Source organism: Neptunicoccus cionae, from assembly GCF_002860325.1.
Lineage (GTDB): Bacteria > Pseudomonadota > Alphaproteobacteria > Rhodobacterales > Rhodobacteraceae > Amylibacter > Amylibacter lutimaris.
Map to the genome: position 1 here is coordinate 66,320 of NZ_PKOJ01000003.1, position 23,530 is coordinate 89,849.

At 57.3% G+C, this 23,530-nt stretch carries 18 protein-coding genes; 6 read left to right on the top strand and 12 right to left on the bottom strand.

Features of this window, described 5'->3' with window-relative positions:
- Window positions 1-49: 49 nt before the first annotated feature.
- Window positions 50-847, bottom strand: a complete 798-nt coding sequence (locus C0U40_RS09275; RefSeq protein WP_101655503.1) for a transporter substrate-binding domain-containing protein — start codon at window positions 845-847, stop codon at window positions 50-52.
- Window positions 848-1,485: 638 nt separating this feature from the next.
- Between C0U40_RS09275 and C0U40_RS09280 the strand changes: the two genes are divergently transcribed.
- Window positions 1,486-2,016 carry a DUF1415 domain-containing protein gene (locus tag C0U40_RS09280; RefSeq protein ID WP_286134878.1) on the top strand — a complete coding sequence of 177 codons (531 nt, stop codon included), beginning with the start codon at window positions 1,486-1,488 and terminating at the stop codon, window positions 2,014-2,016.
- Between the two features lie 674 nt (window positions 2,017-2,690).
- On the top strand, window positions 2,691-3,713 hold the full coding sequence (locus C0U40_RS09285) for a Hint domain-containing protein (RefSeq protein ID WP_101655505.1): 1,023 nt from the start codon (window positions 2,691-2,693) through the stop codon (window positions 3,711-3,713).
- Window positions 3,714-3,988: 275 nt separating this feature from the next.
- Here C0U40_RS09285 and C0U40_RS09290 read toward each other — a convergent pair whose 3' ends face one another.
- The 5 genes from C0U40_RS09290 to C0U40_RS09310 form a co-directional block, all read right to left on the bottom strand.
- The gene (locus C0U40_RS09290; RefSeq protein ID WP_101655506.1) at window positions 3,989-4,477 is read right to left on the bottom strand and encodes an Hsp20 family protein; all 489 of its coding nucleotides are present in this window, start codon (window positions 4,475-4,477) and stop codon (window positions 3,989-3,991) included.
- 134 nt (window positions 4,478-4,611) lie between these two features.
- Window positions 4,612-5,424 carry a trypsin-like serine peptidase gene (locus tag C0U40_RS09295; protein ID WP_101655507.1) on the bottom strand — a complete coding sequence of 271 codons (813 nt, stop codon included), beginning with the start codon at window positions 5,422-5,424 and terminating at the stop codon, window positions 4,612-4,614.
- A 98-nt stretch (window positions 5,425-5,522) separates the two neighbouring features.
- Window positions 5,523-6,809 carry a glycolate oxidase subunit GlcF gene (gene glcF, locus C0U40_RS09300; protein WP_101655508.1) on the bottom strand — a complete coding sequence of 429 codons (1,287 nt, stop codon included), beginning with the start codon at window positions 6,807-6,809 and terminating at the stop codon, window positions 5,523-5,525.
- On the bottom strand, window positions 6,809-7,894 hold the full coding sequence (locus C0U40_RS09305; RefSeq protein ID WP_101655765.1) for an FAD-binding protein: 1,086 nt from the start codon (window positions 7,892-7,894) through the stop codon (window positions 6,809-6,811). Before C0U40_RS09305 ends, glcF begins: the two co-directional genes overlap by 1 nt.
- A 40-nt stretch (window positions 7,895-7,934) precedes the next feature.
- Complete coding sequence (locus tag C0U40_RS09310) at window positions 7,935-9,374, bottom strand: FAD-linked oxidase C-terminal domain-containing protein (RefSeq protein ID WP_101655509.1); 1,440 nt, start codon at window positions 9,372-9,374, stop codon at window positions 7,935-7,937.
- 113 nt (window positions 9,375-9,487) lie between these two features.
- On the opposite strand from C0U40_RS09310, the gene C0U40_RS09315 reads away from it, so the two are divergent.
- Window positions 9,488-10,186 carry a DUF599 domain-containing protein gene (locus C0U40_RS09315; protein ID WP_101655510.1) on the top strand — a complete coding sequence of 233 codons (699 nt, stop codon included), beginning with the start codon at window positions 9,488-9,490 and terminating at the stop codon, window positions 10,184-10,186.
- Between the two features lie 44 nt (window positions 10,187-10,230).
- Here C0U40_RS09315 and C0U40_RS20195 read toward each other — a convergent pair whose 3' ends face one another.
- Genes C0U40_RS20195 through C0U40_RS09340 form a run of 4 tightly spaced genes read right to left on the bottom strand, consistent with a single transcriptional unit; the run spans window position 10,231 to window position 17,018 of the window.
- A complete protein-coding gene (locus C0U40_RS20195) occupies window positions 10,231-12,327 on the bottom strand; it encodes a hypothetical protein (protein WP_286134879.1) in 2,097 nt (698 codons plus the stop codon).
- Window positions 12,324-15,107, bottom strand: a complete 2,784-nt coding sequence (locus tag C0U40_RS09330) for a DUF4159 domain-containing protein (RefSeq protein ID WP_101655512.1) — start codon at window positions 15,105-15,107, stop codon at window positions 12,324-12,326. Before C0U40_RS09330 ends, C0U40_RS20195 begins: the two co-directional genes overlap by 4 nt.
- Entirely contained in the window at window positions 15,104-15,997 is an 894-nt protein-coding gene (locus C0U40_RS09335) for a DUF58 domain-containing protein (RefSeq protein WP_286134880.1), read from the bottom strand. Before C0U40_RS09335 ends, C0U40_RS09330 begins: the two co-directional genes overlap by 4 nt.
- A 1-nt stretch (window position 15,998) precedes the next feature.
- Window positions 15,999-17,018 (bottom strand): AAA family ATPase, encoded by a 1,020-nt coding sequence (locus tag C0U40_RS09340; protein WP_101655513.1) that lies wholly within the window; start codon window positions 17,016-17,018, stop codon window positions 15,999-16,001.
- A gap of 68 nt (window positions 17,019-17,086) precedes the next feature.
- On the opposite strand from C0U40_RS09340, the gene C0U40_RS09345 reads away from it, so the two are divergent.
- Window positions 17,087-17,686 (top strand): DUF1285 domain-containing protein, encoded by a 600-nt coding sequence (locus C0U40_RS09345; protein WP_101655514.1) that lies wholly within the window; start codon window positions 17,087-17,089, stop codon window positions 17,684-17,686.
- Between the two features lie 4 nt (window positions 17,687-17,690).
- Window positions 17,691-18,170, top strand: a complete 480-nt coding sequence (locus C0U40_RS09350; RefSeq protein WP_101655515.1) for an AAA family ATPase — start codon at window positions 17,691-17,693, stop codon at window positions 18,168-18,170.
- A gap of 74 nt (window positions 18,171-18,244) precedes the next feature.
- On the opposite strand, the gene gndA is transcribed toward C0U40_RS09350, so the two are convergent.
- The gene (gndA, locus tag C0U40_RS09355) at window positions 18,245-19,678 is read right to left on the bottom strand and encodes an NADP-dependent phosphogluconate dehydrogenase (RefSeq protein ID WP_101655516.1); all 1,434 of its coding nucleotides are present in this window, start codon (window positions 19,676-19,678) and stop codon (window positions 18,245-18,247) included.
- Between the two features lie 131 nt (window positions 19,679-19,809).
- On the opposite strand from gndA, the gene C0U40_RS20200 reads away from it, so the two are divergent.
- Window positions 19,810-20,445 carry a TetR/AcrR family transcriptional regulator gene (locus C0U40_RS20200; protein ID WP_101655517.1) on the top strand — a complete coding sequence of 212 codons (636 nt, stop codon included), beginning with the start codon at window positions 19,810-19,812 and terminating at the stop codon, window positions 20,443-20,445.
- Window positions 20,446-20,709: 264 nt separating this feature from the next.
- Here the strand turns inward: C0U40_RS20200 and polA are convergent, their stop codons facing one another.
- Window positions 20,710-23,511, bottom strand: coding sequence for a DNA polymerase I (gene polA, locus C0U40_RS09365; protein ID WP_101655518.1), 2,802 nt, complete (start codon window positions 23,509-23,511; stop codon window positions 20,710-20,712).
- Window positions 23,512-23,530: the final 19 nt, after the last annotated feature.

The window sequence follows — 23,530 nt, forward strand, 5'->3', positions numbered from 1 at the left end:
GTTTCGGTCGGACGGAACAAGAATGCACCGCCCGACCGCCGACTTATTATTATTTATATTTGTCGTGCATGGCTTGTGCGAACGGCGTGTTGGTCACACCCCATTTCGTCTCAAGCTCAAGGATACGGCCGGTTTTGTGCCATTCGATGATCATATCACTCATCATTTGAGCAAACTTTTCCTCGCCCAAAGCGACAGCCAGCCCCCAAGGCGCATCATCAATAGTTTGAAGTGGCATTTCGTAGTCGGCCCAATCAGGATCAGCCGCTTTGGCCACGATCGCACTGTCATCATAAACGAATGCTGCACAGTTGCCGCCCTTCAGCGCTGAATAGGCTTCGGCGGTGCCCTTAAACGCGACGATCTCCGCACCGTAGGTCTGCGATGTGGCTTTGTTGTAGAATGCGCCTTGAATGCCGCAGACCGGTTTGCCGCGCAGATCTTCCCATTCCTTCAGGCCAAGGCTCTTAAGCGCCAGAACGTTAGTGCCAGAAGAATAATAGTTGGGATCCGGGATCAAGACGACCTCGCGGCGGTCTGGTTTGTCCGTCATTGTCGCGATCATCAGGTCGATCTTGCCCTGTTCCAGAAATTGCATCCGGTTCGAACTGACCACTGGTACGAATTCGATGTCGACGCCCAACTTGTCCGCCACGTCTTTCGCAAGATCAGGTTCAATGCCAATCACTGCGCCCGAAGTGTCTAGAAAACCGTAAGGTTTATAGTCAGCTTTTGTGCCAACGATCAGTGTCCCGCGTTCCTTGATTGTATCCAGAATATCGGCAGTGGCGGCCGAGATGCTAAGCGCCGATACAACAAGCGTCGCTGCAAGTGTCTTGATTTTCATTAGTTTTCCCTGTTGCTGTTATAGTTCTAATAAGCTGCGCTGCCCTTTCGATCTGAGGACATTCACATCATGAACGGTTAATACGTTTGAGAGCGGCTAACCGCTCTGCAATCAGAAAGATCATCCAGCCAGCATAAACCTGTAATGTCAACACATCGACTAAGCATTGTTTTCACTGACACTTTATAAGGTCGCAGGTCAGACTGTCGGCAAAGATGATCAAGCACAAAGCGCGGTGTGGATATCGAGCACCCGGGGTAATCCTTGCTCAAAGGCTCACTTTTCTACATCGGACCAATCTGTGGCTTTTCTGTAATGAACTGAAGAATTCTCAATTGGCTCATACAAATTGAATGGCTGTATCGCAGAAATTGATAGTTTGGGCGTGACAGTATACGGTCTTCACTGGCCAACGATGGAGCAACGATGCCGGTTTCCAGTTGTCATCTCCGGGCTGTTTGCCAATGGCAAGGAATGGTAAGACGCAATAGCAGTTGCGAACGCGCCAAATCGATGGTTTTAGCTGACGCAAACAGGTTGGAAATGCAGGCAAAATACGCATTAATTTAGGCAAATAGGAGAGGATTGATCCCATCAATAAGTTTAACCCTAAGACGCTATCAATTGCTCATCAAGACGTGGTTAAAGACACCCGTCGATGGCTTGACCAAATGGTGGTTGGATTAAATCTGTGCCCTTTTTCCCATAGCGTTATAGCCCGAGACCAAGTGCATTATTCCGTATGTGATGCCACCACCGATGAGCACTTAAAGCAGTTCTTTGTGGACGAATTACAGCGCCTGCTTGGGGCTAACGAAAATGATGTCGCCACTAGCTTGCTCATGTTTACCCAAGGACTGGAAGAGTTCGATGATTACCTCGCCTTACTCGACTGGTTTCAGCAGCTATTGGAGCAAGCAGAACTGACAGAATATTTGCAACTGGCATCTTTTCATCCCCAATATCAATTTGAAGGGGTGGCGGCAGATGATCTTAGCCACTTTACTAATCGCTCACCCTATCCAACCATACATATTCTGCGTCAGGATCAGATGACGAAAGCCCTCGCTCACATTACGAACCCAGAGAATATCTATTTAGAAAACATAGAAACATTAAATAAGCTCGGTCGCCGACAAGTCGAAGCACTCTGTCCCTGGGGTATATAAAAACCTGTTGCACCGCCTCTTAACCGCGTTCGCCGTCAAGGTTTGGGGTGCAAAGGCGGTTTAAACTATGAGAGAGTTTACCTTATCGGATCTGTTGCATAGCTCTGGCCCTACGTTGCGGAAAAGTGGTCCCGCTTTTTGGAACAACTTGTGGCTTCGGCAAAATGTGATTTGGTTGGTTTCATGTCGCCCTCTGGGGCCGTTGTGTGTTGAAGAATGCGTCGTCAGGAGATTGTTTTTCTAGGATCGTGCGAGGCCGCTCAATGACGTAGGTGCTGATCAAGGCTGTGATTACGCAATCGGCTTGGAAACCGCCCTGCAATTCATGCAGTTAGACAGTCTCCTGTTTGAGTGATCGCCAAAGGCGTTTGATGAAAATATCGGACTCCCCGATCCATCGAGATTTTGACGTCAGTTTCGGTCAGAAGGAATACTTCGAGAAAGAAGAACAAGATAAAATTGTAGATGCTTCTTGTATCTGACGCATTCCGACCAAGTAACATTAAGCATTGTGGCCTCGACGATATGACCGCCAGAGGTAATATTTATTGCATCAGGCACCGCCTGTGCGCGCCGGAACAGCCTTTAAATCGTCACAATTCATCCATCTTCCTGACCCAAAGTTAAACAACTTTCAGTTGAACCAGCATCATTCAGGATCAATCAACCCGACTATGCCAGCCACGATTCCATTCTCGCTTCAAAACGTTAACGGTGACCCGTTTGCAGATGGCGGCAACATTAATATCACCACAGGTACAACCTCTGATGCCGTGTTTACCGAATTTGACACAGTATCGCTCAGCAACGTCGCCGATGGAGACACAATCACAATTGGCGGGCTGGTCTACCATTATGATTATTTGGGCTCACACGATGTGCGTGGTGATCCTGACCAACCTGCGGCATATATCAGGATCGTTGGCCCTCTGCCGGAAGGTGGCACGTTAACCGAAGGCACGACTTTTGCAATCGACCTGACGGGCGAGCCGGGGGACCCGGATTATCCGAACCTTCAGAACGGCAACACCAAAGGCTCGGTAAACGATCTGGATACGACTTCAGAGGTCCAGTTTCCAGGGGTTGCCTGTTTCCTGAAGGGTACGTCGGTTCTGACAACGAAAGGTGAAATGGCTGTAGAAGATGTGCGGGCCGGTGATTTGTTGGTGACGCTGAATGCAGGGCCGCAACCTGTGCTCTGGGTTGGTAAAAACAAACGCAGTTTTTACGATAATGATCTCCGCCAGAAGCCGGTTCTGATTGCGGCACAGGCCTTGGGCCGCGACGCTCCGGTACGGGATCTGGCTGTGTCGCCCCTGCATAAGGTGCTGCTTGTACAGGAAGATAATGTGGAAGTGCTGGCACCGGCAAAGGGCCTTGTGTCACGTCCGGGAATCCGGAGGATGAATGGTCGCACACAGGCCGAGTATTTCCACATCCTCCTGCCTGCCCACCACATCATTTTCTCCGAAGGGCTCGCAACGGAAAGCTTCTATCCCGGAGCAATGGCGATACAAATGCTGTCGCCGCGCCAGAGGCTGGAGATCGAGCAGGTTCTGCCCTGTCTCAAAGAAAAGCCGGATGCCTACGGTCCAAAAGCACGAACGACGATTACATGCCGGCAAGCTGAGGAGCTTCCCCGAAATATACAGGGTGTGGCTTACTCTCGAAGTTTCTCAACCTTGCTTGCATCCTGAACACAGTCCTGCCGTCCCTGCGCGGCCTTTCAGGTGTTACACTGCGTTACAAATTACGTATCTATTTGCGGCACTGCTGCCCACGGGCGCGTCACGGACATCCAAAGACTGAACAAACCAACCCCCGCTGTGTCTCACAACGGGGGTTCTGCAATGGCAGGTCGCGTGGCTTTGGAAGGGACAGTGAAGCGCTACGACGGTTTGGCCAGCTTTCGGGGAGATAAGCTGGTGTCCGGCGCCCCTGATCGGGAGGACGCAGGGCGCCGGAACAATTGTTAAGCAGTCTCTTTTTTGTCTGCTTTCTTATCCGCCTTGGCTTCGATAGCCTTGCCGGGACCGGCGATTTCAATGCGCCGCGGCTTCAGGGCTTCGGGCACTTCGCGCACCAGATCCACGTGCAGGATGCCGTTTTCCGTCTTCGCGCCGGTGGCACGGACGTGATCCGCAAGATGGAAGCGCTTTTCAAAGGCACGGGAAGCAATGCCACGGTGCAGGTAGGTCACAGCCTCTGTCTCACCGTCTGTTTCCGCCTTTTTCGCGGAAATAACCAACTGGCCATCACGCATTTCGATGGAAAGTTCATCATCGGTGAAACCGGCAACAGCTACAGAAATCCTGTAGGCATTTTCGTCGGTCTTTTCGATGTTGTATGGGGGGTAGCCGTTTGTGTTTACATCAACGGTCATGGCACGATCCAGCATAGAAGCCAGACGGTCAAAACCGACTGTTGAACGGTAAAGGGGTGCAAAATCATAAGTTCGCATAGGGAAACATCCTCCTTAAGAAGCGATACTTCAGGTATGGCCTTCCGTCATGGACAGGCCGTTTACTGACACCGGACCCCGTCCTGGGCATCCGGTAACACACAATCTAGGAGGCGGGTTTTACCCTTTCAAGATCAGTATTTCAAAAAACTTGTCTGATCGGTCCGGCCCAGTTGTTCGCTCAGGGATTTGGACGACGGGCGTTTGGATTTGAACACGCCATTGTTCGATTTCAACTGGCCCATCAGCTCTTCCAAAGGGCGGCCGAGCGATGTGCCCAGCGCAACTTCGCGGTTGTTCCATGTCGCTTTGGCGGAAATGACCGAGGCAATTTTCGGATACCCGTTTTCCATGACGAAAATCGGGGAACCGGATGCACCGAAGGTCGCAAGACAGGACAGGACCAGCACCGACATGCTCTTGCCGAGGATTTCGCAGGGTTCCTCAATCGAAGGGAAATCGTCGCGGTCTCGTGCATAGGAAACCACTTTGACAGATGTACCAATGGTCGGGCGCGGGGCGCGATCAAACGGCATAATGGTGGTGTTCCGGATGGGATGCTGCAATTCGATAATGGAAATATCATGGCCGACATTATTGAATTCAGCCGAGCCCTGATGAACATAGGCCGGATGTACGACAACGCGGCGTCCGACGCCGTGGGCCGCCGCGCGCCCCTGCCGCCATCCTGCGGCAAAGGAGATCTGGCCCGCGTCAAGCAAACCGCCGGTGCGCGGGTCAAACACGCAGTGGGCCGCCGTCAGCACCAGATCGGGCGCGATAAGAGCACCGGTACAAAAACCGCCACCCGCCGTGTTCACCCGCCCGACAGATTGCCATGCACGGGCTTCATCCGCCGTCATAAGCTTGCGCAGGGGACCACTGCCATCAGCGGATGCAACCGATGCAAGAAAAACCGAGATTATAGTTAAAAGACGCGCGATCATGACAGCTACCCGTTGTTCCACCCTGCCATTCTGGCGGAACACTTGGTCCAAAACATGGCTGTAACAGCCAAAGATTGTGTCAAGGTTGGGGCAGCCTCTCAGGACCGGAGCGCGGCAGGCTTCGGACCACCCGTCGCCCAGTCCAGCAGTTCCACAGTATGAACAACCGGCACACCCGTTGCACTGCCGATTTGCATCATACAACCGATGTTGCCTGCAGAAATCACATCCGGCGTTTTGGCTTCCAGGGTTGCAACCTTGCGCTTTTTCAACTGGCCGGAAATCTCGGGCTGCATCAGGTTATACGTGCCTGCGGAACCGCAACACAAATGGCTATCCGCAGGCTCTACCACCTCGAATCCGGCCCGCTTCAGCAGGGTCTTGGGATGGGTTTTGATCTGCTGGCCATGTTGCAGGCTACAGGCCGCGTGATACGCAACCCGCAGACCTTTTTGCGCGCCTTCCGGTACATCAAGCTTCATCAGCACCTCAGACACATCCATCGCCACGGCAGAGACCCGCGCCGCATCTTCGGCCAAAGGATCATTGCGGAACATATGGCCGTAATCCTTCACGGTCGTGCCACAGCCCGAAGTGTTGATCACCACTGCATCCAGCCCGTCGCGATCCATCTCCCCTGCCCAGACCTTAATGTTTTTTGCCGCCGCCGAATGGCTTTCATCAACCTTGCCCATGTGATGCACCAGCGCACCGCAGCAGCCCTGCCCCTTGGCAATCACCACATCGCAGCCCAGACGCCGCAGCAGGCGGATGGTGGCATCGTTAATATCCGTGTTCAGCGCCTTTTGCGCACATCCCGTCATTAAAGCCACGCGCATCTTGCGCACGCCAATGGCGGGAAAAACCTGTGCGTCGTCATTCCGGCTGACCGGGGGAATATGTTTTGGCGCCATTTCCAGCATCGCCCGCAATCGCGGGTCCGGCATAAACCGTGCGAAGGGCCGCCCGATCTTGGCGCCAAGCAAGGCAACACGGAAACGCCCCGGATAGGGGAGAATCCGCGCCAGCATCCAGCGCAGCAGACGGTCCATCAGGGGGCGCTTATAAGTCTCCTCTATGTGGGCCCGCGCGTGATCCACCAGATGCATGTAGTGAACCCCGCTCGGGCATGTTGTCATACAGGCCAGACAGGACAGGCACCTGTCTATATGTTTGACCGTCTTTTCATCAGCAGGGCGACCTGCCTCCAGCATGTCCTTTATCAGGTAAATCCGCCCGCGCGGGCTGTCGAGCTCATCCCCGAGCACCTGATAGGTCGGACAGGTTGCCGTGCAAAATCCACAATGCACACATGCTCTTAAGATTTCGTTACTTCGCGCCGTAGACGGATCGGCCAGTTGTTCCGGTGTGAAAGTGGTTTGCATCAGTCCATAATCCCCGCGTTCAGTATTCCACGCGGATCAAACTGCCTCCGCACGCCTTTGGACAAGGCCGCAACCGGCGCGGGTTCGGGATGGAACACCGGACCACAGCCCTGCCCGCGCACAAGTGTTGCATGGCCTTTGATACCGCCCATGACACCGCGCAGATCGAACGCCGAAGGCACTTCGGCCCAGATCAGGCCACCGCCCCAATCGTAAATTATCTTGCACCCATCAAGAGCAGCGCCCACTGATGGCCCGTCTGACGGCTTTACCGAAATCCGCCACACATCACCACTGCCCCCTGCAAACATGCTGGCATCGCGGATGGCTGTCCAATCGGCGTTTACATCAGCCGAAACATCGCCAAACCGCTTCAGTGTTTCTTGTAATTTCTTGCTACGATAGGCCACCGACTCTGCAAAGCCCTCAAGACGCAGCATTGTTGTTTGCCGAGCCGGATCATGCGCCGCACCTGAAACTTCATAGGGCGAACCGAGTGCTGTAGACATGGCCTCAACCGCACTCTGATCGTCAAGCCCGTGCACCACTACTGTCGCTGTCGCTTCCACGCCGGGCAACACCTTGAACGCCACCTCACTGATCACCCCAAGGCTGCCTTGGGATCCGGCCAGCAACTTGACCAGATCATAACCGGTGACATTTTTCATTACCCGACCGCCGTTCTTGATAATGTCTCCACGCCCGTCCACAAAGCGCACACCGATGAGGCTGTCACGACAGGCGCCGGCCTGTATCCGGCGCGGCCCAGAGGCATTGGCCGCGACGACCCCGCCGATGGTGGACGCACCTGTTTTCCCGGTCAGCGCCCCCATTTGCGGAGGTTCAAAAGGCAGACGCTGGTTTTCCGCTGTCAATGCGGCCTCTACCTCGGCAAGCGGCGTTCCGGCGCCAGCAACGATGGTCAGGGCACCCGGCTCGTATAATGAAATTCCCGACAGCCCCGCCGTGGACAGAAAATCGCCCTGCGCACGCCCGATACTGCGGGTGCCACCGCCGATGATGCGCAGCGGACCACGCGCCTCTTTGATTGCCGCGCTTAACTCTGCTTCGGTATCTGGCCGGATCATGTGTAGCCTTTCTGCTATGCCTTGTCGCACCACCCCTTCAGGCGGCAGCTTCTCGGCGGCTTTGCGTGACAGAGAGCGGGAAAACTTTGGACGGGTTCAACAGCCACTGCGGATCGAACACGTCCTTCACCCGAAGTTGCGCCTCCAGATCTACGGCGTCAAACTGGGTCTGCATCAGATCGCGCTTTTCAACCCCGACCCCGTGTTCGCCCGTCAGGCAGCCGCCCACTTCGACACAAAGCTTCAGAATATCCGCACCCATCTGTTCACACAGTTCCAGATCGCCCGGTTTATTGGCATCAAACAGGATCAGGGGGTGCATATTGCCATCGCCTGCGTGAAACACATTGCCTACACCCAACCCGTAGTCTTTTGACAGTTCGGAAATCCTCCGCAGCACATACGGCAGGCTGGACACAGGGATCGTGCCATCCAGACACATGTAATCGTTGATCTGGCCCATCGCGCCAAAAGCGGATTTGCGGCCCAGCCAGATCGCGGCACTTTCCTCGGCCGAGGTGCTCTCGCGCAGTTCTACCGGATTATGCTGCCGTGCAATGCCGCTGATCACGCCAAGCTGCATGTCGATTTCCGCATCCGATCCTTCCACCTCAACGATCAGCAGCGCCTCGCACATGGGGTATCCGGCCTTGGCAAAAGCTTCAGTCGCCTCGATACAGGGGCGGTCCATGAATTCGATTGCTACAGGCAGAACTCCGGCCTTGATGATGTCCGAAACACAGGCCCCTGCTACCTCGTTGCTGTCAAAACCGATCAAAACGGGCCGCGCCCCTTCCGGTTTGCGCAAGATTCGCAAGGTCGCTTCCGTCACCACGCCAAGCTGCCCCTCCGATCCGCAGACAACCCCGAGCAGATCCAGCCCGCCCGCATCCAGATGCGCCCCTCCCAGTTCGATCACCGTGCCATCCATCAGGACCATCGTCACCCCGAGCAGGTTGTTTGTGGTCACGCCGTATTTAAGGCAATGGGCGCCGCCGGAATTCATTCCGACATTTCCCGCAATGGCACAGGCAAGCTGGCTTGAAGGATCGGGGGCGTAGAAAAAATCTTCTTCCTCGACCGCGCCGGTTACGCTCAGATTGGTGCGCCCTGTCTGAACACGAATGTAGCGGTCGGCGTAGTTGGTTTCGAGCACGTCATTCATCTTGGCCACGCCAAGGATCACACAATCCGCTGTGGGCAAAGCCCCCCCCGCAAGAGAAGTTCCCGCACCGCGTGGCACCACCGGCACGCCCATCTCATGACAGATTTTCAGCACCTCGGACACCTCTTGCGTGGTAGAGGGCAGCACGGCTGCGAGGGGTGCACATTTATAGGCGGTCAGGGCGTCACATTCGTAAACCCGCGTTTCATGCGGCTCGTGGATCACAGATTCACCGGGCAGGACCGCTTGCAACCGCGCAACAAGTTCGTGCTTCCGGTCGAGCACCGATCCCTTAGGTACAGGCATTTCCATGATCAGCACTCCTTGCGGCTTTGGTAACTTAATATGACCAATTTATAGGATTGCAAGCATTACCCGCTGCAAATCCCCTTTCTCTGTACCACATCCTGCGCTACAGACGGCATATGCGCGAAAGATTACCTGACCTTTTATTCCATTTCACCCTGCTGGACGGGATTGCCCTGCTTGGCCTGTTGTTGTGCTGGTTTTATTGCGCCTACGTGATCGAGCGGCGCAATGCTGCCAAACCTTCTACCCATATGTTGATGGAGTCCTACCGTATCCGCTGGATGGAACAGATGATCACCCGCCAGCCACGCATTTTCGACAGCGCGATCCTCGGGATTATGCGCAACGGCGCAACATTTTTCGCCAGTTCCTGCATGATCGCCATCGGCGGCTGTGTCGCCCTTTTGGGCGGGGCAGAACAACTCACCGTCATTGCCTCTGACCTGTCGGATGCGCTGGTTGTACCCAAAATTGTCTGGGAGGTTAAAATCCTCGTTTTGATGGGGTTTCTGGGCAACGGATTTCTCAAATTCGTCTGGGCCGTGCGCCTGTTCGGCTATTGCGCGATCGTCATGGCCTCGGTCCCGAACGATCCTGAAGATCCCGAAGCGACCCCGACCGCCCGCAAGGCCGCCGATATTTCAAACCACGCGGCCCGAAGCTTTAATCGCGGCCTGCGCAGCGTCTATTTTACAATCGCAACCCTGACGTGGCTTATCGGTCCGGTTCCTCTGATCATCGCCGCCGTAACAACCACCGTTGTACTTTACCGCCGAGAGTTCAACTCCCGCTCCCGCGCAGCGCTCGCGTCCTAAAGCGCCCGCCGCTTCAATGTTCCAAAAATACTCCTAGAAGGCCGTTAACGGCCTTCCCAGCGCCATGCGGCGACCATAACACCGGACACCAGAAGCAACAGCAACCAAGCAGGCAGCGCCGGTGTCTGCCGGATATCGGTGGCGATATAGGCATTGCGCGGCGTCACGCCGAGCCAGCCGCGCCCTGCCGCAGTCCGCCCTTCACGGACCAGACGCAACTGGGGCGCGGCGTAGTCTTCCAGCCGCAACGATCCCCCACCTGTGGCGGCCATAACCGGTTGCAGTCGGGACAAATCCGCCATGGTCTGCTCGAACTCTCGCGGAGCGGTCGGACCGATGGCCACAACCGCCTCCAAGTCGCCGTCGCTCAGCCGGTACAGTCCGTTTTCTTCCCCTTTGAAACGGCCGACCCAACGGCCCGGAGAAACCTCAACGGTTTCCAGAACGCGCCCGTTACCATCCGGTCCGGTGACAGTGATGTCGCCCGGTTCTTCGGTCAGAGAGCGCCGTGTCACTGTGATGGAATCCCCTTCCACACTGCCGGACAACCGTTCTTCTTCCAGTTCAGGTTCCTTCATCGTCCAGTGGGCCAGTCGGCGCAGCAGCTCCAGTTGCGGGCCACCCCCCTCAAACCCGCGGGACCACAGCCACGCATGATCGGACATTAACATCGCGATACGGCCCTCATCCACGCGGTCTAGAACCAGCAGCGGTTTGTCGTCGGCACCGGTCATTACAGTCTGCCCTTGCGGGGCAACCGTTTCGATGAGTCGCAGCCAGCGCCCCCAACCGGGCGTGCCATCCTCGCCCACAGGGCGGGGCGCAAAATCTTCAAGCGATTCCGTTACAGGGTGGCGCTCTCCCAATTCGGAAATTCGGGGCACAAAGCCTTTTTCAATCACCCGCGCAGTGGGGGCAGCAGGCAGAATACTGTTCAACGGGGTGCGCGCAATGCTTTCCGTACCGCCAAAGGCCGGACCCGACGCCACCAGAACCGCGCCGCCGCGCCGCACGTAATCAGCCACATTCTGCATATACCTGTTCGGCAAAATGCCCCGCCGGCGGTAGCGGTCAAAGATGATCAGGTCGAATTCGTCGATCTTTTCCAGAAACAACTCGCGCGTTGGAAAGGCAATCAGGGATAACTCGCGCACCGGAACGCCGTCCTGTTTGTCTGGACTACGCAGAATGGTGAAGTGCACCAGATCCACTGCGCTGTCGGATTTCAGCAGGTTGCGCCATGTCCGTTCACCTGCGTGGGGTTCGCCGGACACCAGTAGCACCCGCAACCGGTCCCGTACTCCGTTGATTGACAGGACAGCGGCATTGTTGCGGTCGGTCAGTTCTCCGGCTTCGCTTCGCACGGTAAACTGCAACACATTGGCCCCGCCATGGGGCAAGGTCAGTGGCAGCTCGAACTGGCGGCCTGTTTCGACGTTGAACTCCTGTGGGGGACCACCATCCACCGAAATCGACAGATGCGCCATGCCCTGCACTTCCGCAGGCACCGCGCCCTGATCTTCCACGCGCAATTGCAGCGTCACGGGTTCACCGACAATCGCAAAGGCAGGCGCGTTGGTGATCACCAGCCGCCGGTCCCAATCGGTTTTCTGCCCCGTCAGCAACACATGCACAGGGGCCGGAAAACTGTCGAGCACGGGTGCGTCGTGGATTTGCCCGTCTGTTACCAGCAGCGCACCGGCTATCCGGTTTGTGGCCACCTCAGATGCCGCTTTGGCCAGCGCACCCAAAACCATGGAGCCGTCATCGGCTTCGCCTGGATCGTTTTCGACTTCGACAATGCGGGTTTCAAATCCTTCAAGCGTGCCAATCTCCGCCCGCAAAGCCTCTACGCCTCGGGCAATCTGTTCAGGCCGGATGTCAACGGACTGGCTCTCGGTTTTGTCGACAACCACAAACACGATGTTGCTCAGATACTCACGATCTTCCTGCCGGATCACCGGCTGCGCCAGTGCCCCAAGCACCAGACACAGCGCCAGCCCCCGCAGCGCCCATCCCGGCAATCGCCGCCAAAGTGCCAGCGCGGTACAGGCCAGTGCCACCAGCGCAAGAACCAGCAGCAGGTTTTGCGGGATCAGCGGCGTGAATGCGATTTCATAATCCAGTATCTGCATGCTCATTGCCCCAGCCGGTCCAGAAGTGCAGGTACATGCACCTGATCCGATTTATAATTGCCTGTCAGAACGTGCATGATCAGATTCACCCCAAAGCGGATCGCAATCTCGCGCTGGCGCTCGCCAGCCACGCCACGCCCCACCGGATAGGCAAAGCGGCCGGTTTCCGTAACGGCCCAGGCGCTCGCCCAGTCGTTGCCCCCAATCACCACCGGCGTCACCCCGTCGTTGAGATTGCGAAACGGCATGCCTTCCACCTGTTCTGCGTCAGGTGGCGCCGCCTCGACCCAGACGTTGGCATCGCCATAACGACCCGGAAAATCCTGAAGCAGATAGAATGCCCGTGTCAGAACGTGGTCTTCAGGCACTGGCTCAAGGGCAGGAATATCCAGATTGCGCGCCAGATTTTGCAGCATCTTGCCGTTTGGCGTGCCGCCGCTGATGCCGCGCCCGATGTTGGAATCCCGCGTATCAAACAAGATCAACCCGCCACCACGCAGAAAGGCGTTTACCTTTTCAAACGCCGCTTCCGAAGGCATCCGCACCGTATCCGTCACCGGCCAGTACAAAAACGGGTAAAGCGCCAGTTCGTCTGTTTCCAGATTTACCCCGACAGGTTCCACCGGTTCCACGCTGGTGCGGCGGAAAAGCTCGGTGGACAGGCCAAGAAGCCCCGCCCGCGAGATGTCATCGAGCCGCGTATCGCCTGTTTCCACATAGGCCAGCACTGTATTATTTGCTGCCATCAACAGGGCGGCATCGTCCTGCGCCGCGTTCTGCGCCAGCGCATCAGCCTGCGGCCAAACCGCAAGCAGCATCGCCGCAGCCGTCGCTCCGCGCAAGCGCAGACGCCCGCCGACGATAAGGGTTGCCAGTATATCAATGCAAAGCAGGATCAGTGCAGCCATCAGCAACAAGGCTTGCAGCGGGCGTTCTTCTGTACGGGTCATGGACAGAAACGGCGTTCCTGCAGGCCAGCGCGCAGGCTCAAGCTGGCGGTCCGGTGCCAGCACGTTCAGGGCCACCCGCTGATCGGCACTTTTGTAAACGCCCGGAGGCATTTCAGCGCTGAATTCCCGCGTAGCGAGCTGTGCGCCCTCGACTCCGGCGAGGGCCGGAGCATCCCGCAATACCCCGAAACCGTCGAGAACCTGTTCGGGCACCCAAACCGTCCCTTCGAGCGCCGTGCTGTTTAGGTCCGTCGTGCGCGCCGAAATTGCCAGCCGTTCCAGTAGTTGAACAAACAGGCCGGATAGCGGCAGGCTCGACCATTCCGCATTTGCAGTGACATGGAACAAAATCACGCGGCCTTCCCCCTGATCCTTGGCTGTGACCAGCGGCGTGCCGTCTTGCAGGCTTGCCAGAACCCGTTCGGCCAGATTCGGGTCCGGCTGCGCCATGACCTGACTTTCCACCAAAACATCGTCCGGTATCTCAAGCCCGAAAAACGGGCTGCCTTCCGCGAATTCTTCCAGCGCTTTGGGGGCGCCCCAGCTCATTGCACCACCCACCGTGCGCCCGCCTGCACGCAGACGGACCGGCAACAGCGGGTGTTCCTCGCTCTGGCCGATTCCGCTGGCTGCCAGACGGGGACCGGCAAAGCGCACCAGCAGACCGCCCTCTTCCACCCAATCAAGCACCTCTTGCGTTTCAGCCGCGCCCAATTCGGCGACATCAGCTAGGATCAAAACATCCGGCGTCGCCTGCAAACTGTCAGCGAGCCCTGCCTCTATCACATCTGCCGTGGGCACCAGTGCCTTGCGCAGAAAATGGAGCGGGGACACCAGAACCGCACCTTCCTGCTCTGTTCCGCCACCGATCAGTGCCACCTTGCGCCGCTGGATGCTGTCATCTGTCAGAACCACCGCACCGGCCGAGCGAACGCCTTCCAGCGCGACCCGCCGCACGCGATTGCGCAGTTCCGATGGCAGGTCCACTGACGCAGTTGTTTCGGACTGGCCCGCCCCAAAAGCCCCTTCGCCTTGTGCCAGACTGCGGGTGATTCCCGCCGGATCAGGCCCTTCTGCCAACAGGGATACGGTCCGCGGTTCCCGGTTTCCGTCTCCGGTCCCCAGCCGCAGCGCGGTCGTGCCAAGTGCGCTTCCCTCGATGTTGATACCGCGCAATGCCAGAACCTCCCGATCCGATTGCACCACAGTAACCGTTCCCTTTCCGGACAACACATCAAACAGCTCTGCCCGCCCTTCCCGTTCCAGCCCGTCCGACAACCAGAGGGTTTCAAACGGGTCAGCCGCTGCAATCGCTTCCATCCAGACCGAATAGTCAGGCTCCCAAGCCCGAGGCTGTTCGCCCTTGATCCGGCCCCGCCAGCTATCCGCACTGTCAAAAGACAGGGGATTTTCGCCGCGCGGGCGATCGCTCGCGTTGATGACAGCCACAGAGCGGCCATCCTGTGTGGCAAATTGCAAAATCTCGTCGAGTTTGTCCTGCCGTGCGGTCCAGCTCTGGGCGCTGGCCCAACTGCCGTCCAGTACGATCAACAACGGCGCGCGTCCGGCGATCCGGTCCGAGGGGTTCAGTACAGGTTGGGCGAAAGCCAGAATAGCGGCGGCGACCGCCCCCATCCGAAGTAACAGCAACCACCAGGGTGTCCGATCCGGTGTCGTTTCCCGATCCTCCAGCCCCAGCAGGAGCGTCACCGCCGGAAACTGCCGCCGCAGCGGTGCGGGCGGCACAGCCCGCAACAACCACCACAGAACCGGCAGGGCCAGAAGTCCCAGCAAAAGCCACGGCGCGAGAAATCCCAAAGACCCAATTCCGATCATCGTGACGGCCCCGCAATCGCGTTATAAATCCACATTAAAGCTGCTTGCGCCGGCTGGTCGGTGTGATGGCACAAATACATCCATCCGGTGCGGCGGGCTAAGGAATCCAGCTGGTCCTTCCGCTCTGCCAGCCGCGCCAGATAGTCGTCTCTCAGGGCGCGGGCGCGACGGGTTTCAAAGCTGATGGACTCGCCCATGCTTTGAAAAATCGTGCGTCCATCGAAAGGAAAACTCTCTTCGCTGGGATCGAGCACTTGCACAAGACAACCCTGCACCCGCTGGTCCGCCGCACGGGACAAGGCCGCGAGCACATGATCCCAGTCTCCGAGGAAATCACTGATCAGCAAGGCGCGGTTGCCCCGCCCCATATCCTTGCCCGGCGGCACGCCGTATTCGGTCTTCCCACCCGTCGCCGCAAGGCGCATGGCCATTTTCGTGATCTGTCCACGCCCGTGTTTTGGCGGATTCGGGTCTTCCATGAGGCCAACACTCTCGCCGCCTTTGGCCAGCAGGATCGCGGTGGCAAGGCCAAGTATGCGTGCCCTCTCTCCTTTGGTGGGAAGGCTGTCCTGCCCCCGGTAGCCCATCGCCGCGGACCGGTCGATCCACAAATGCACCGCTTGCAGGTTCTGCCATTCCATCTGGCGCACAAAATCCGCATCCGCGCGGGCGGAGCGACGCCAGTCGATATCGCGTAGGGAATCTCCGGCCCCCGCTATCCGGTATTGCCAGAATTCATCCCCTGGACCGGAACGCCTGCGCCCGTGCGCCCCAAGGCTGATGGTCGCTGCCAGTTGGTCAGCCGCAGCCATCAGCGCCGGAAAACCGGTGGCGGCTTCCTCTGCGTCATGGCGCAACTGTTCCGGTGTGGTGTGTTCGGCTGGGGTCACGTCAGGCGGCCGCCTCTGTGGTTATGGCGCGTTCGGTCAGGCGTGATATCAGTTCTGACAGCTTTTCACCCCGTGCCCGTGCCGCAAACCCGAGTGCCATGCGGTGGATCAGAACCGGATAGGCCAGCGCTACAACATCGTCCACGGACGGGGCCAACCGCCCTTGCACCAGCGCGCGCGCCCGTGTTGCCAGCATAAGCGCCTGGGCCGCCCTTGGCCCCGGCCCCCAGCTTACGGATTCGCGGACAAAATCCGGCGCGGTTTCATCTTCGGGACGGGCCGCGCGGACCAGATCAAGGATCGCCTCTACCACCGCGTCACCCACCGGCATACGCCGCACCGCGGCCTGGGCCGCCATCAGGGTTTCGGGCGTAAAGACCTGTGTAGCCTCTTCTTCAGCGGCACCTGTGGTTGCCAGCAGGATATCCCGCTCTGTTTCACGGCTGGGGAAACTCACATCAATCTGGAGCAGAAAGCGGTCCAGCTGGGCCTCTGGCAGCGGATAGGTGCCTTCCTGCTCAATCGGGTTCTGCGTGGCCAGCACATGGAAAGGTGCCGGCAAATCATATTCCTGACCTGCAATCGTCACCTGCCGCTCTTGCATGGCTTGTAACAGTGCGGACTGGGTTCTTGGGCTGGCGCGGTTTATCTCATCCGCCATCAAAAGCTGGCTGAAAACCGGCCCCTTGAGAAATCGGAAGGACCGTGCGCCGTCTTCACTGCTTTCCAGCACTTCGGAGCCGAGAATATCCGCAGGCATCAGATCCGGCGTAAACTGCACCCGATTGGTGTGCAGCCCGAAAACCGTGCCAAGCGTATCAACAAGCCGCGTTTTCGCCAGACCGGGCGCGCCAACCAGCAGTGCGTGCCCGCCACACAACAACGCCACGAGCGTCTGCTCTACCACCGTATCCTGCCCGATAATTCTTTTGGCGATCCCCGCTTTGGATTGCGCCAGCAGCGTCGTTGCGGTTTCCACCTCTTGGGCCAAACTCTCTAATTCACTTGCATTCGCGGACATGTCACATACCTTTCTAGGCAACAGAAACCTTCAAACCCATTAAAGACCAATTAACGTGGCAAGGACAAATGACAAATCCGAAAGAGCCCGAAAAAACCGCCAAGCCCAGTGCGGACAGCATTGCGCAATCTGCTTCCAAGGCTGCCAAAAAGGGCCCGCCACCGGTTCATCTGTGGAATCCGCCCTTTTGCGGTGATCTCGACATGCGTATCGCACGGGATGGCACTTGGTTCTACCTTGGCACTCCCATCGGCCGGAAACCGCTGGTAAAGCTGTTTTCCTCTATCATACGCAAGGACGGCGACGATTATTTCCTCGTCACGCCGGTCGAAAAGGTCGGAATCACCGTGGAGGATGCGCCTTTTGTTGCGATTGACTTCGATGTCACCAATAGCGGGCCGGATCAGACGCTGACCTTCACAACACAGGTAGAGGACGTCGTGACGGCCGGACCGGACAACCCGATCCGCGTTGAGCGGGATCCGGAAACAGGAGAGCCAAGCCCGTACATCCTGGTCCGCGCCAATCTCGAAGCATTGATCGACCGCAAGTCGTTTTACCGGCTTGTAGACCTTGGCACCCATGAAGAGGTTGAGGGCAAAAGCTGGTTTGGCGTGCGTTCGGGCGGGCAGTTCTTCCCGATCATCCCTTCCGAGGAACTGGACTGATCCGATGGCACACCTCCATTTTATGTGCGGTCTTGTGTGCGCAGGCAAATCCACAGTCGCATCAGAACTTGTGTCCAAGGATCGCGGGATTCTTCTGGCAGAAGACGAATGGCTCTCGCCGCTTTTTGGTGCGGAAATGAAAACCCTTCAGGATTACATCACCTATTCCGAACGGCTGAAAACCGTTCTGGAACCGCATCTGCTGTCACTACTGGCAGCTGATCTTACACTGGTGCTGGATTTCCCCGCAAATACGCCAGAGCAGCGGCGCTGGCTGCATGGCCTGTGTGAAAAGGCCGGTTGCAGTCATACGCTCCACTTCCTCGATACGCCACCCGAGGTGTGCAAAGCGCGGCTACAGATCCGCAACGCTTCGGGCGAACACCCCTTTGCCGTAACAGAAGTACAATTCGACAAGATTGCTGCCCATTTCCAGCGCCCCGCCGAAGATGAAGGCTTCAATATCAAAACGTACAAACCTTAACACGCAGCCTTCACGGTTCCATTTTCTGCAAATATCCGCGCCGCAGGCACCCAAGGCTGCCTCAAGCGCTACGTTCAGCGCTCATGCCACGGCCCGTTCACCAGCTCTCCGTGGGCATCGACCCGTTCAAACCGGTGTGCCCCGAACCTGTCGCGCAATCCCTGAATCATATTCGCGGTGGAATGCTGCGTGCGGCTGGCGTTGTGATAGGAAAGCGCCGCATAAAGCGCAGGCGTTTCCAGCCCGCCTGTGACGGATTGGGCCACCACCAGCTTCAGACCTTCTGCGTTGTCATTCAGAAGTTCCGTAAATTTGGGCGCATGGCTGAGCTTGCGCGTCACGTCTTCCTCGAACGCAGCAGATATATCGTCGAGCAGCACAGACCTGATGATACAGCCCGCCCGCCAGACCCGGGCAATCGCGGCGAGGTCAAGGGACCAGTCAAACGCTTCCGAGGCACGGCGCAGCACTTCGAATCCTTGCGTATACGCGCAGACCTTCGCGGCGATCATCGCGCTTTCAAGATGTTTCAGAGCGGATTTCAGCGCGTCGTCCTGATCTTTCTGTGCCCTGTCAAACCGGCCTTCCGGAGCAGCACCAAACAACAAGGCACTCTCGCGCCGGCCTTCCAGATCAGCAGAAATATTCCGCGCCTCAACAGCAGCCTGCATCATGCTGGCAGGTGCGCCAAGGTGCAGCGCCTCAATCACGGACCACCGCCCGGTGCCTTTCTGTCCCGCCCGATCGAGAATCACATCCAGCATCGGTTTGCGGGTTTCAGGGTCCGTAGCACGAGCGACTTCGGCGGCGATCTCAACCAGATAGGAATTGAGCGGCCCGTCCATCCAGCCTGCAAACACATCGCCTATGGCAGCGGCTTCCATACCCCAACCATCCCGCATGATCCCGTAAGCCTCGGCGATCATTTGCATATCTGCATATTCGATGCCGTTGTGGAGCATTTTAATAAAGTGCCCTGCTCCGCCCGGTCCAAACCAGTCACAACAGGGTTCACCTTCGAATTTGGCCGCAGCATCGCGAAGCGGTCCCTTGATCCGTGCCCAGCTTTCCTGCGATCCTCCTGCCATAATAGAGGGCCCGTTGCGCGCGCCTTCCGCCCCGCCCGAGATGCCCATCCCGAGAAACTGCAGCCCCGCTGCTTCGCAGGCAGTCACACGACGCTCGGTTTCCTTGTAATAGGAATTACCCAGATCGGCGATAAGATCCCCTTGATCCAGCAGCGGTGTGAGGCTTTCGATAACAGAGTCAAGCGGTCCGCCCGAGGGCACCAGCACCAGCACAGAGCGGGGTGCTACCATACCCTCGACAAAGGTTTTTTCATCCGCGCAGGCGATCAATTCGCCCTTCAGCGCACTGCCTGCACTGACGACCTCGCGGGATTTTTCAATATCGCGGTCCAGCAGGCTTACTGTGTGACCGTTTTCTGCCAGATTGAGCGCGAATTCCCGCCCCATGACTCCGATGCCAACCAGTCCAACATGCGCCATAATCTGCTTCCTTTCATTCTGCCGCCAGTGCAATGCAAAGCCGCCGCCTTGTCCAGCCCAAAAGCCTTCTTGTCTCCGCTGTGCCGCTACGCCGTGATTGACCACTTCTTAGGCAATGCTTACACAAAATTATGCCGGATAAACTGAAACTCAAACGCGGTGATCTTCACGATGCGTTAATCGATTATGCGCTGGAGGCTGCTCGTCAGGGACATATCGAAGTGATGTCCCTACGACAAGCAGCCCGTGATCTCGGGGTGAGTTCCGGCGCGGTCTACCGTCACTTCGCAGACAAGGACACGCTGCTTGGCGCAATCGTAAAAATCGGCTTTTTCGACCTGCGCGACCGTTTCTTGGCCGTGCGGCCCGAAGGTGCAGTAGCGCAAACTCCGCAGGAAGCGATCGACCGCTGTTTTGCCGTGACCCGCGCCTATATCACCTTTGCCCATGATAATAACGCCCTGTGGCACATGATGTTCGGGCGGATCGGAATGATTTGCCGCGACGAGATGATGAAAGACCCTGAACTGACCCGTTACACCCTGTTTGATGTGGGCATGGCGCTGTGCAGCGACCTTTACCATCACGGCCTGCTGCCGCGCCGTCCGGACGTGGCCGACATCCGGTATACATGGTCAGCCACTCACGGCGCCGCCGATCTGGCGCAATCGGGCGCACGGATGGATCATGAGCGGCTGGATGAAGTTATCTATGAAACAACGCAGCGCAATCTAAGGGCCCTTGGGTTGGATCTGGAACAAATCTGAAGCTGCGGTCTTCGGGCCTTCAGGATCAAAGTCCGGTCGCCCCCTAGCAGAGGATCCTTCTACTGCATTGATTTTCACAAGGAAAACCGATGACCCTGCAAATATGAAGCGTCTTAAATGAAGCTTCATATATGAAGCTTCAAGGTTTAGGTTTTATTCATAAATATGCCCGCGCCTTTGCAGACACGGGCTTGTCGTCCTCTCCCGGCACCCGCACCGCCCCGCAAAGCTTCAACGCGTGGGGCGGATACCGCTCCGCATCGCTTAGTGCGCCTCTGCCCAGTTGGCCCCTTGCCCCGCATCAACGATCAGCGGCACATCAATCTGCACTGCCGGCATCGCTGCGTTCTCCATCACGCCGCGCACCACCGCGATAGTCTCCTCTGCGGCGTCTTCCGGCACCTCGAACAACAGTTCGTCGTGAACCTGCAACAGCATCCGTGCGGGCAATCCCTTAATCGCCTCAGGCATGCGGATCATCGCGCGCCGGATCACATCTGCAGCCGTGCCTTGTATCGGCGCGTTAATTGCCGCACGTTTGGAAAATCCGGCCCGTGGGCCTTTGGCGTTGATCTCCGGCGTATGGATTCTGCGCCCGAAAAGGGTCTGCACATAGCCGTGTTCTTTGGCGAATTCCACTGTTTCGTCCATATAAGTCCGAATGCCGGGGAACCTCTCGAAATAACGGTCAATGAACCCCTGCGCGTCCTTGCGCGGGATGCGCAGGTTCCGCGCCAGCCCGAACCCTGAAATGCCGTAAATGACACCGAAGTTGATGGCCTTGGCCTGACGGCGCACATCCGGCGTCATCTCTTCCAGCGGCACCCCGAACATCTCCGATGCGGTCAGCGCGTGAATGTCGATGCCTTCTGCAAAGGCGTCCTGCAATTGAGGGATTTTTGCGATATGGGCAAGAATACGCAGCTCGATCTGGGAATAATCGAGCGCCACCAGAACATTACCCTCTTCCGCAACGAAGGCTTCGCGGATCTTGCGGCCTTCTTCGCTGCGGATCGGGATGTTTTGCAAGTTCGGATCGGTACTGGCCAATCGCCCCGTGCTTGCCCCCGCGATGGAATAGCTGGTATGCACCCGCCCTGTTTCCGCGTTGATATGGTTTTGCAACGCATCCGTGTATGTAGACTTCAGCTTGGACATCTGCCGCCAGTCGAGCACCCGCGCAGGCAGGTCGTGGCCTTCAGCCGCGAGATCTTCCAGCACGTCGACACCCGTCGAATAAGCGCCGGTTTTGCCTTTCTTGCCGCCTTCCAAAGCCATTTCGTCAAAAAGAATTTCACCAAGCTGCTTGGGAGAGCCAACATTAAACGACCGCCCTGCAAGCTGGTGGATTTCGTCCTCCAGCGCAGCCATCTTCTGGGCGAAATTGTTGGACATGCGGCTCAGGACATCACGGTCCACTTTGATGCCGTTCATCTCCATTCCGGCCAGCACCGGAACCAGAGGCCGTTCCAGCGTTTCATACACCGTTGTCACCTTGGAACTGTGCAGTTGCGGTTTGAACATCTGCCACAGGCGCAGGGTAATATCCGCATCCTCGGCAGCGTATTTCACCGCTTCGTCAATCGGTACAAGATCAAAGGTCTTGGCGGATTTTCCCGTGCCTAGCAAGGATTTGATGCTGATCGGCTTGTGATCTAGATACCGTTCGGACAGGGCATCCATGCCGTGATTGTGCAACCCGCCGTGCAGCGCATAGGACAGCAGCATCGTGTCATCAATCGGTGCAATTTCGATCCCTTGCCGGCGCAGGATTTTCAGATCGTATTTCATGTTCTGCCCGATTTTCAGGATCGCGGGGTCTTCCAGAACCGGCTTAAGCGCGGCCAGCGCCTCGGCCGCATCCATTTGTCCTGCTGCAAGCTCGGCTCCACCGAACAGATCGCCCTCGCCGTCCTTATGGGCCAGCGGGATGTAACAGGCCTCGCCCGCCTCAACCGCCAGACAGATGCCCACCAGATCGACGACCATTTCATCCAGTCCGGTGGTCTCCGTATCCACGGCCACAATGCCCTTGTCCCTGATCCGGTCAATCCAGACTTGCAGGGCGGCCATGTCCCGCACACATTCGTATTTATCCGCATCAAAGCCGACAGCAGCCGATGCAGGCACCGGCGCTGATCCCAGAACCTCGGGTTCGGCGATTACCGGCGGCTCTACGCCCAGTTTTCCGGCAATCCGTGCGGACAGCGTGCGAAACTCCATTTGTGTCAGAAAACCCAGACAGGTTTCCGGATCAGGATCACGCACTTCCATTTCGGCAAAATCGAACGGCACCGTCATATCCTGCTTCAGCGTCACAAGATCGCGGCTGATGCGGATTTGATCAGCGTAATCAATCAGGGTCTGGCGGCGTTTGGGCTGTTTGATTTCTGCAGCCCGTTCCAACAGGCTGTCGAGATCACCATATTCATTGATCAGAAGCGCGGCCGTTTTAATCCCGATACCGGGCGCCCCCGGAACGTTGTCAACCGAATCCCCTGCCAGAGACTGCACATCCACCACACGGTCCGGCCCCACACCGAATTTCTCTTCGACCTGTTCCACACCGATCCGCTTGTTCTTCATCGCGTCGAGCATTTCGACACCATCGCCTACAAGCTGCATCAGGTCCTTATCCGAACTTATGATCGTAACCCGCGCTCCGGCATCGCGTGCCTGAACCGCCAAAGTCGCGATAATGTCATCGGCTTCAAATCCGTCTTCTTCGATACAGGCAAGATTGAAGGCCCGCGTCGCCTCTCGGGTCAGGGGGAACTGGGGCACCAGATCCTCCGGGGCTGGGGGGCGGTTCGCCTTATAAGCTGGATAGATCTCGCTTCGGAAGGTTTTACCCTTGGCATCAAAGATCACAGCACAGTGAGTTGGCGCATCATGACCCTTATTGTCCTCGACAAACTTGAACAACATATTGCAAAAACCGCTGACCGCACCGACGGGAAGTCCGTCCGACTTGCGTGTAAGGGGCGGAAGCGCGTGATAGGCCCGGAAAATAAACCCTGAACCGTCAATTAAATGAAGATGATGCCCTTTACCGATGCTACCCACGACCCTACCTTTTTATGAA

What these genes read in the sequence shown, in the direction of transcription:
- C0U40_RS09275 (WP_101655503.1), bottom strand. Translation starts at nt 847, where the DNA reads ATGAAAATCAAGACACTTGCAGCGACGCTTGTTGTATCGGCGCTTAGC.
- C0U40_RS09285 (WP_101655505.1), top strand. Translation starts at nt 2,691, where the DNA reads ATGCCAGCCACGATTCCATTCTCGCTTCAAAACGTTAACGGTGACCCG.
- C0U40_RS09290 (WP_101655506.1), bottom strand. Translation starts at nt 4,477, where the DNA reads ATGCGAACTTATGATTTTGCACCCCTTTACCGTTCAACAGTCGGTTTT.
- C0U40_RS09295 (WP_101655507.1), bottom strand. Translation starts at nt 5,424, where the DNA reads ATGATCGCGCGTCTTTTAACTATAATCTCGGTTTTTCTTGCATCGGTT.
- glcF (WP_101655508.1), bottom strand. Translation starts at nt 6,809, where the DNA reads ATGCAAACCACTTTCACACCGGAACAACTGGCCGATCCGTCTACGGCG.
- C0U40_RS09310 (WP_101655509.1), bottom strand. Translation starts at nt 9,374, where the DNA reads ATGGAAATGCCTGTACCTAAGGGATCGGTGCTCGACCGGAAGCACGAA.
- C0U40_RS09315 (WP_101655510.1), top strand. Translation starts at nt 9,488, where the DNA reads ATGCGCGAAAGATTACCTGACCTTTTATTCCATTTCACCCTGCTGGAC.
- C0U40_RS20195 (WP_286134879.1), bottom strand. Translation starts at nt 12,327, where the DNA reads ATGAGCATGCAGATACTGGATTATGAAATCGCATTCACGCCGCTGATC.
- C0U40_RS09330 (WP_101655512.1), bottom strand. Translation starts at nt 15,107, where the DNA reads ATGATCGGAATTGGGTCTTTGGGATTTCTCGCGCCGTGGCTTTTGCTG.
- C0U40_RS09340 (WP_101655513.1), bottom strand. Translation starts at nt 17,018, where the DNA reads ATGTCCGCGAATGCAAGTGAATTAGAGAGTTTGGCCCAAGAGGTGGAA.
- C0U40_RS09345 (WP_101655514.1), top strand. Translation starts at nt 17,087, where the DNA reads ATGACAAATCCGAAAGAGCCCGAAAAAACCGCCAAGCCCAGTGCGGAC.
- C0U40_RS09350 (WP_101655515.1), top strand. Translation starts at nt 17,691, where the DNA reads ATGGCACACCTCCATTTTATGTGCGGTCTTGTGTGCGCAGGCAAATCC.
- gndA (WP_101655516.1), bottom strand. Translation starts at nt 19,678, where the DNA reads ATGGCGCATGTTGGACTGGTTGGCATCGGAGTCATGGGGCGGGAATTC.
- C0U40_RS20200 (WP_101655517.1), top strand. Translation starts at nt 19,810, where the DNA reads ATGCCGGATAAACTGAAACTCAAACGCGGTGATCTTCACGATGCGTTA.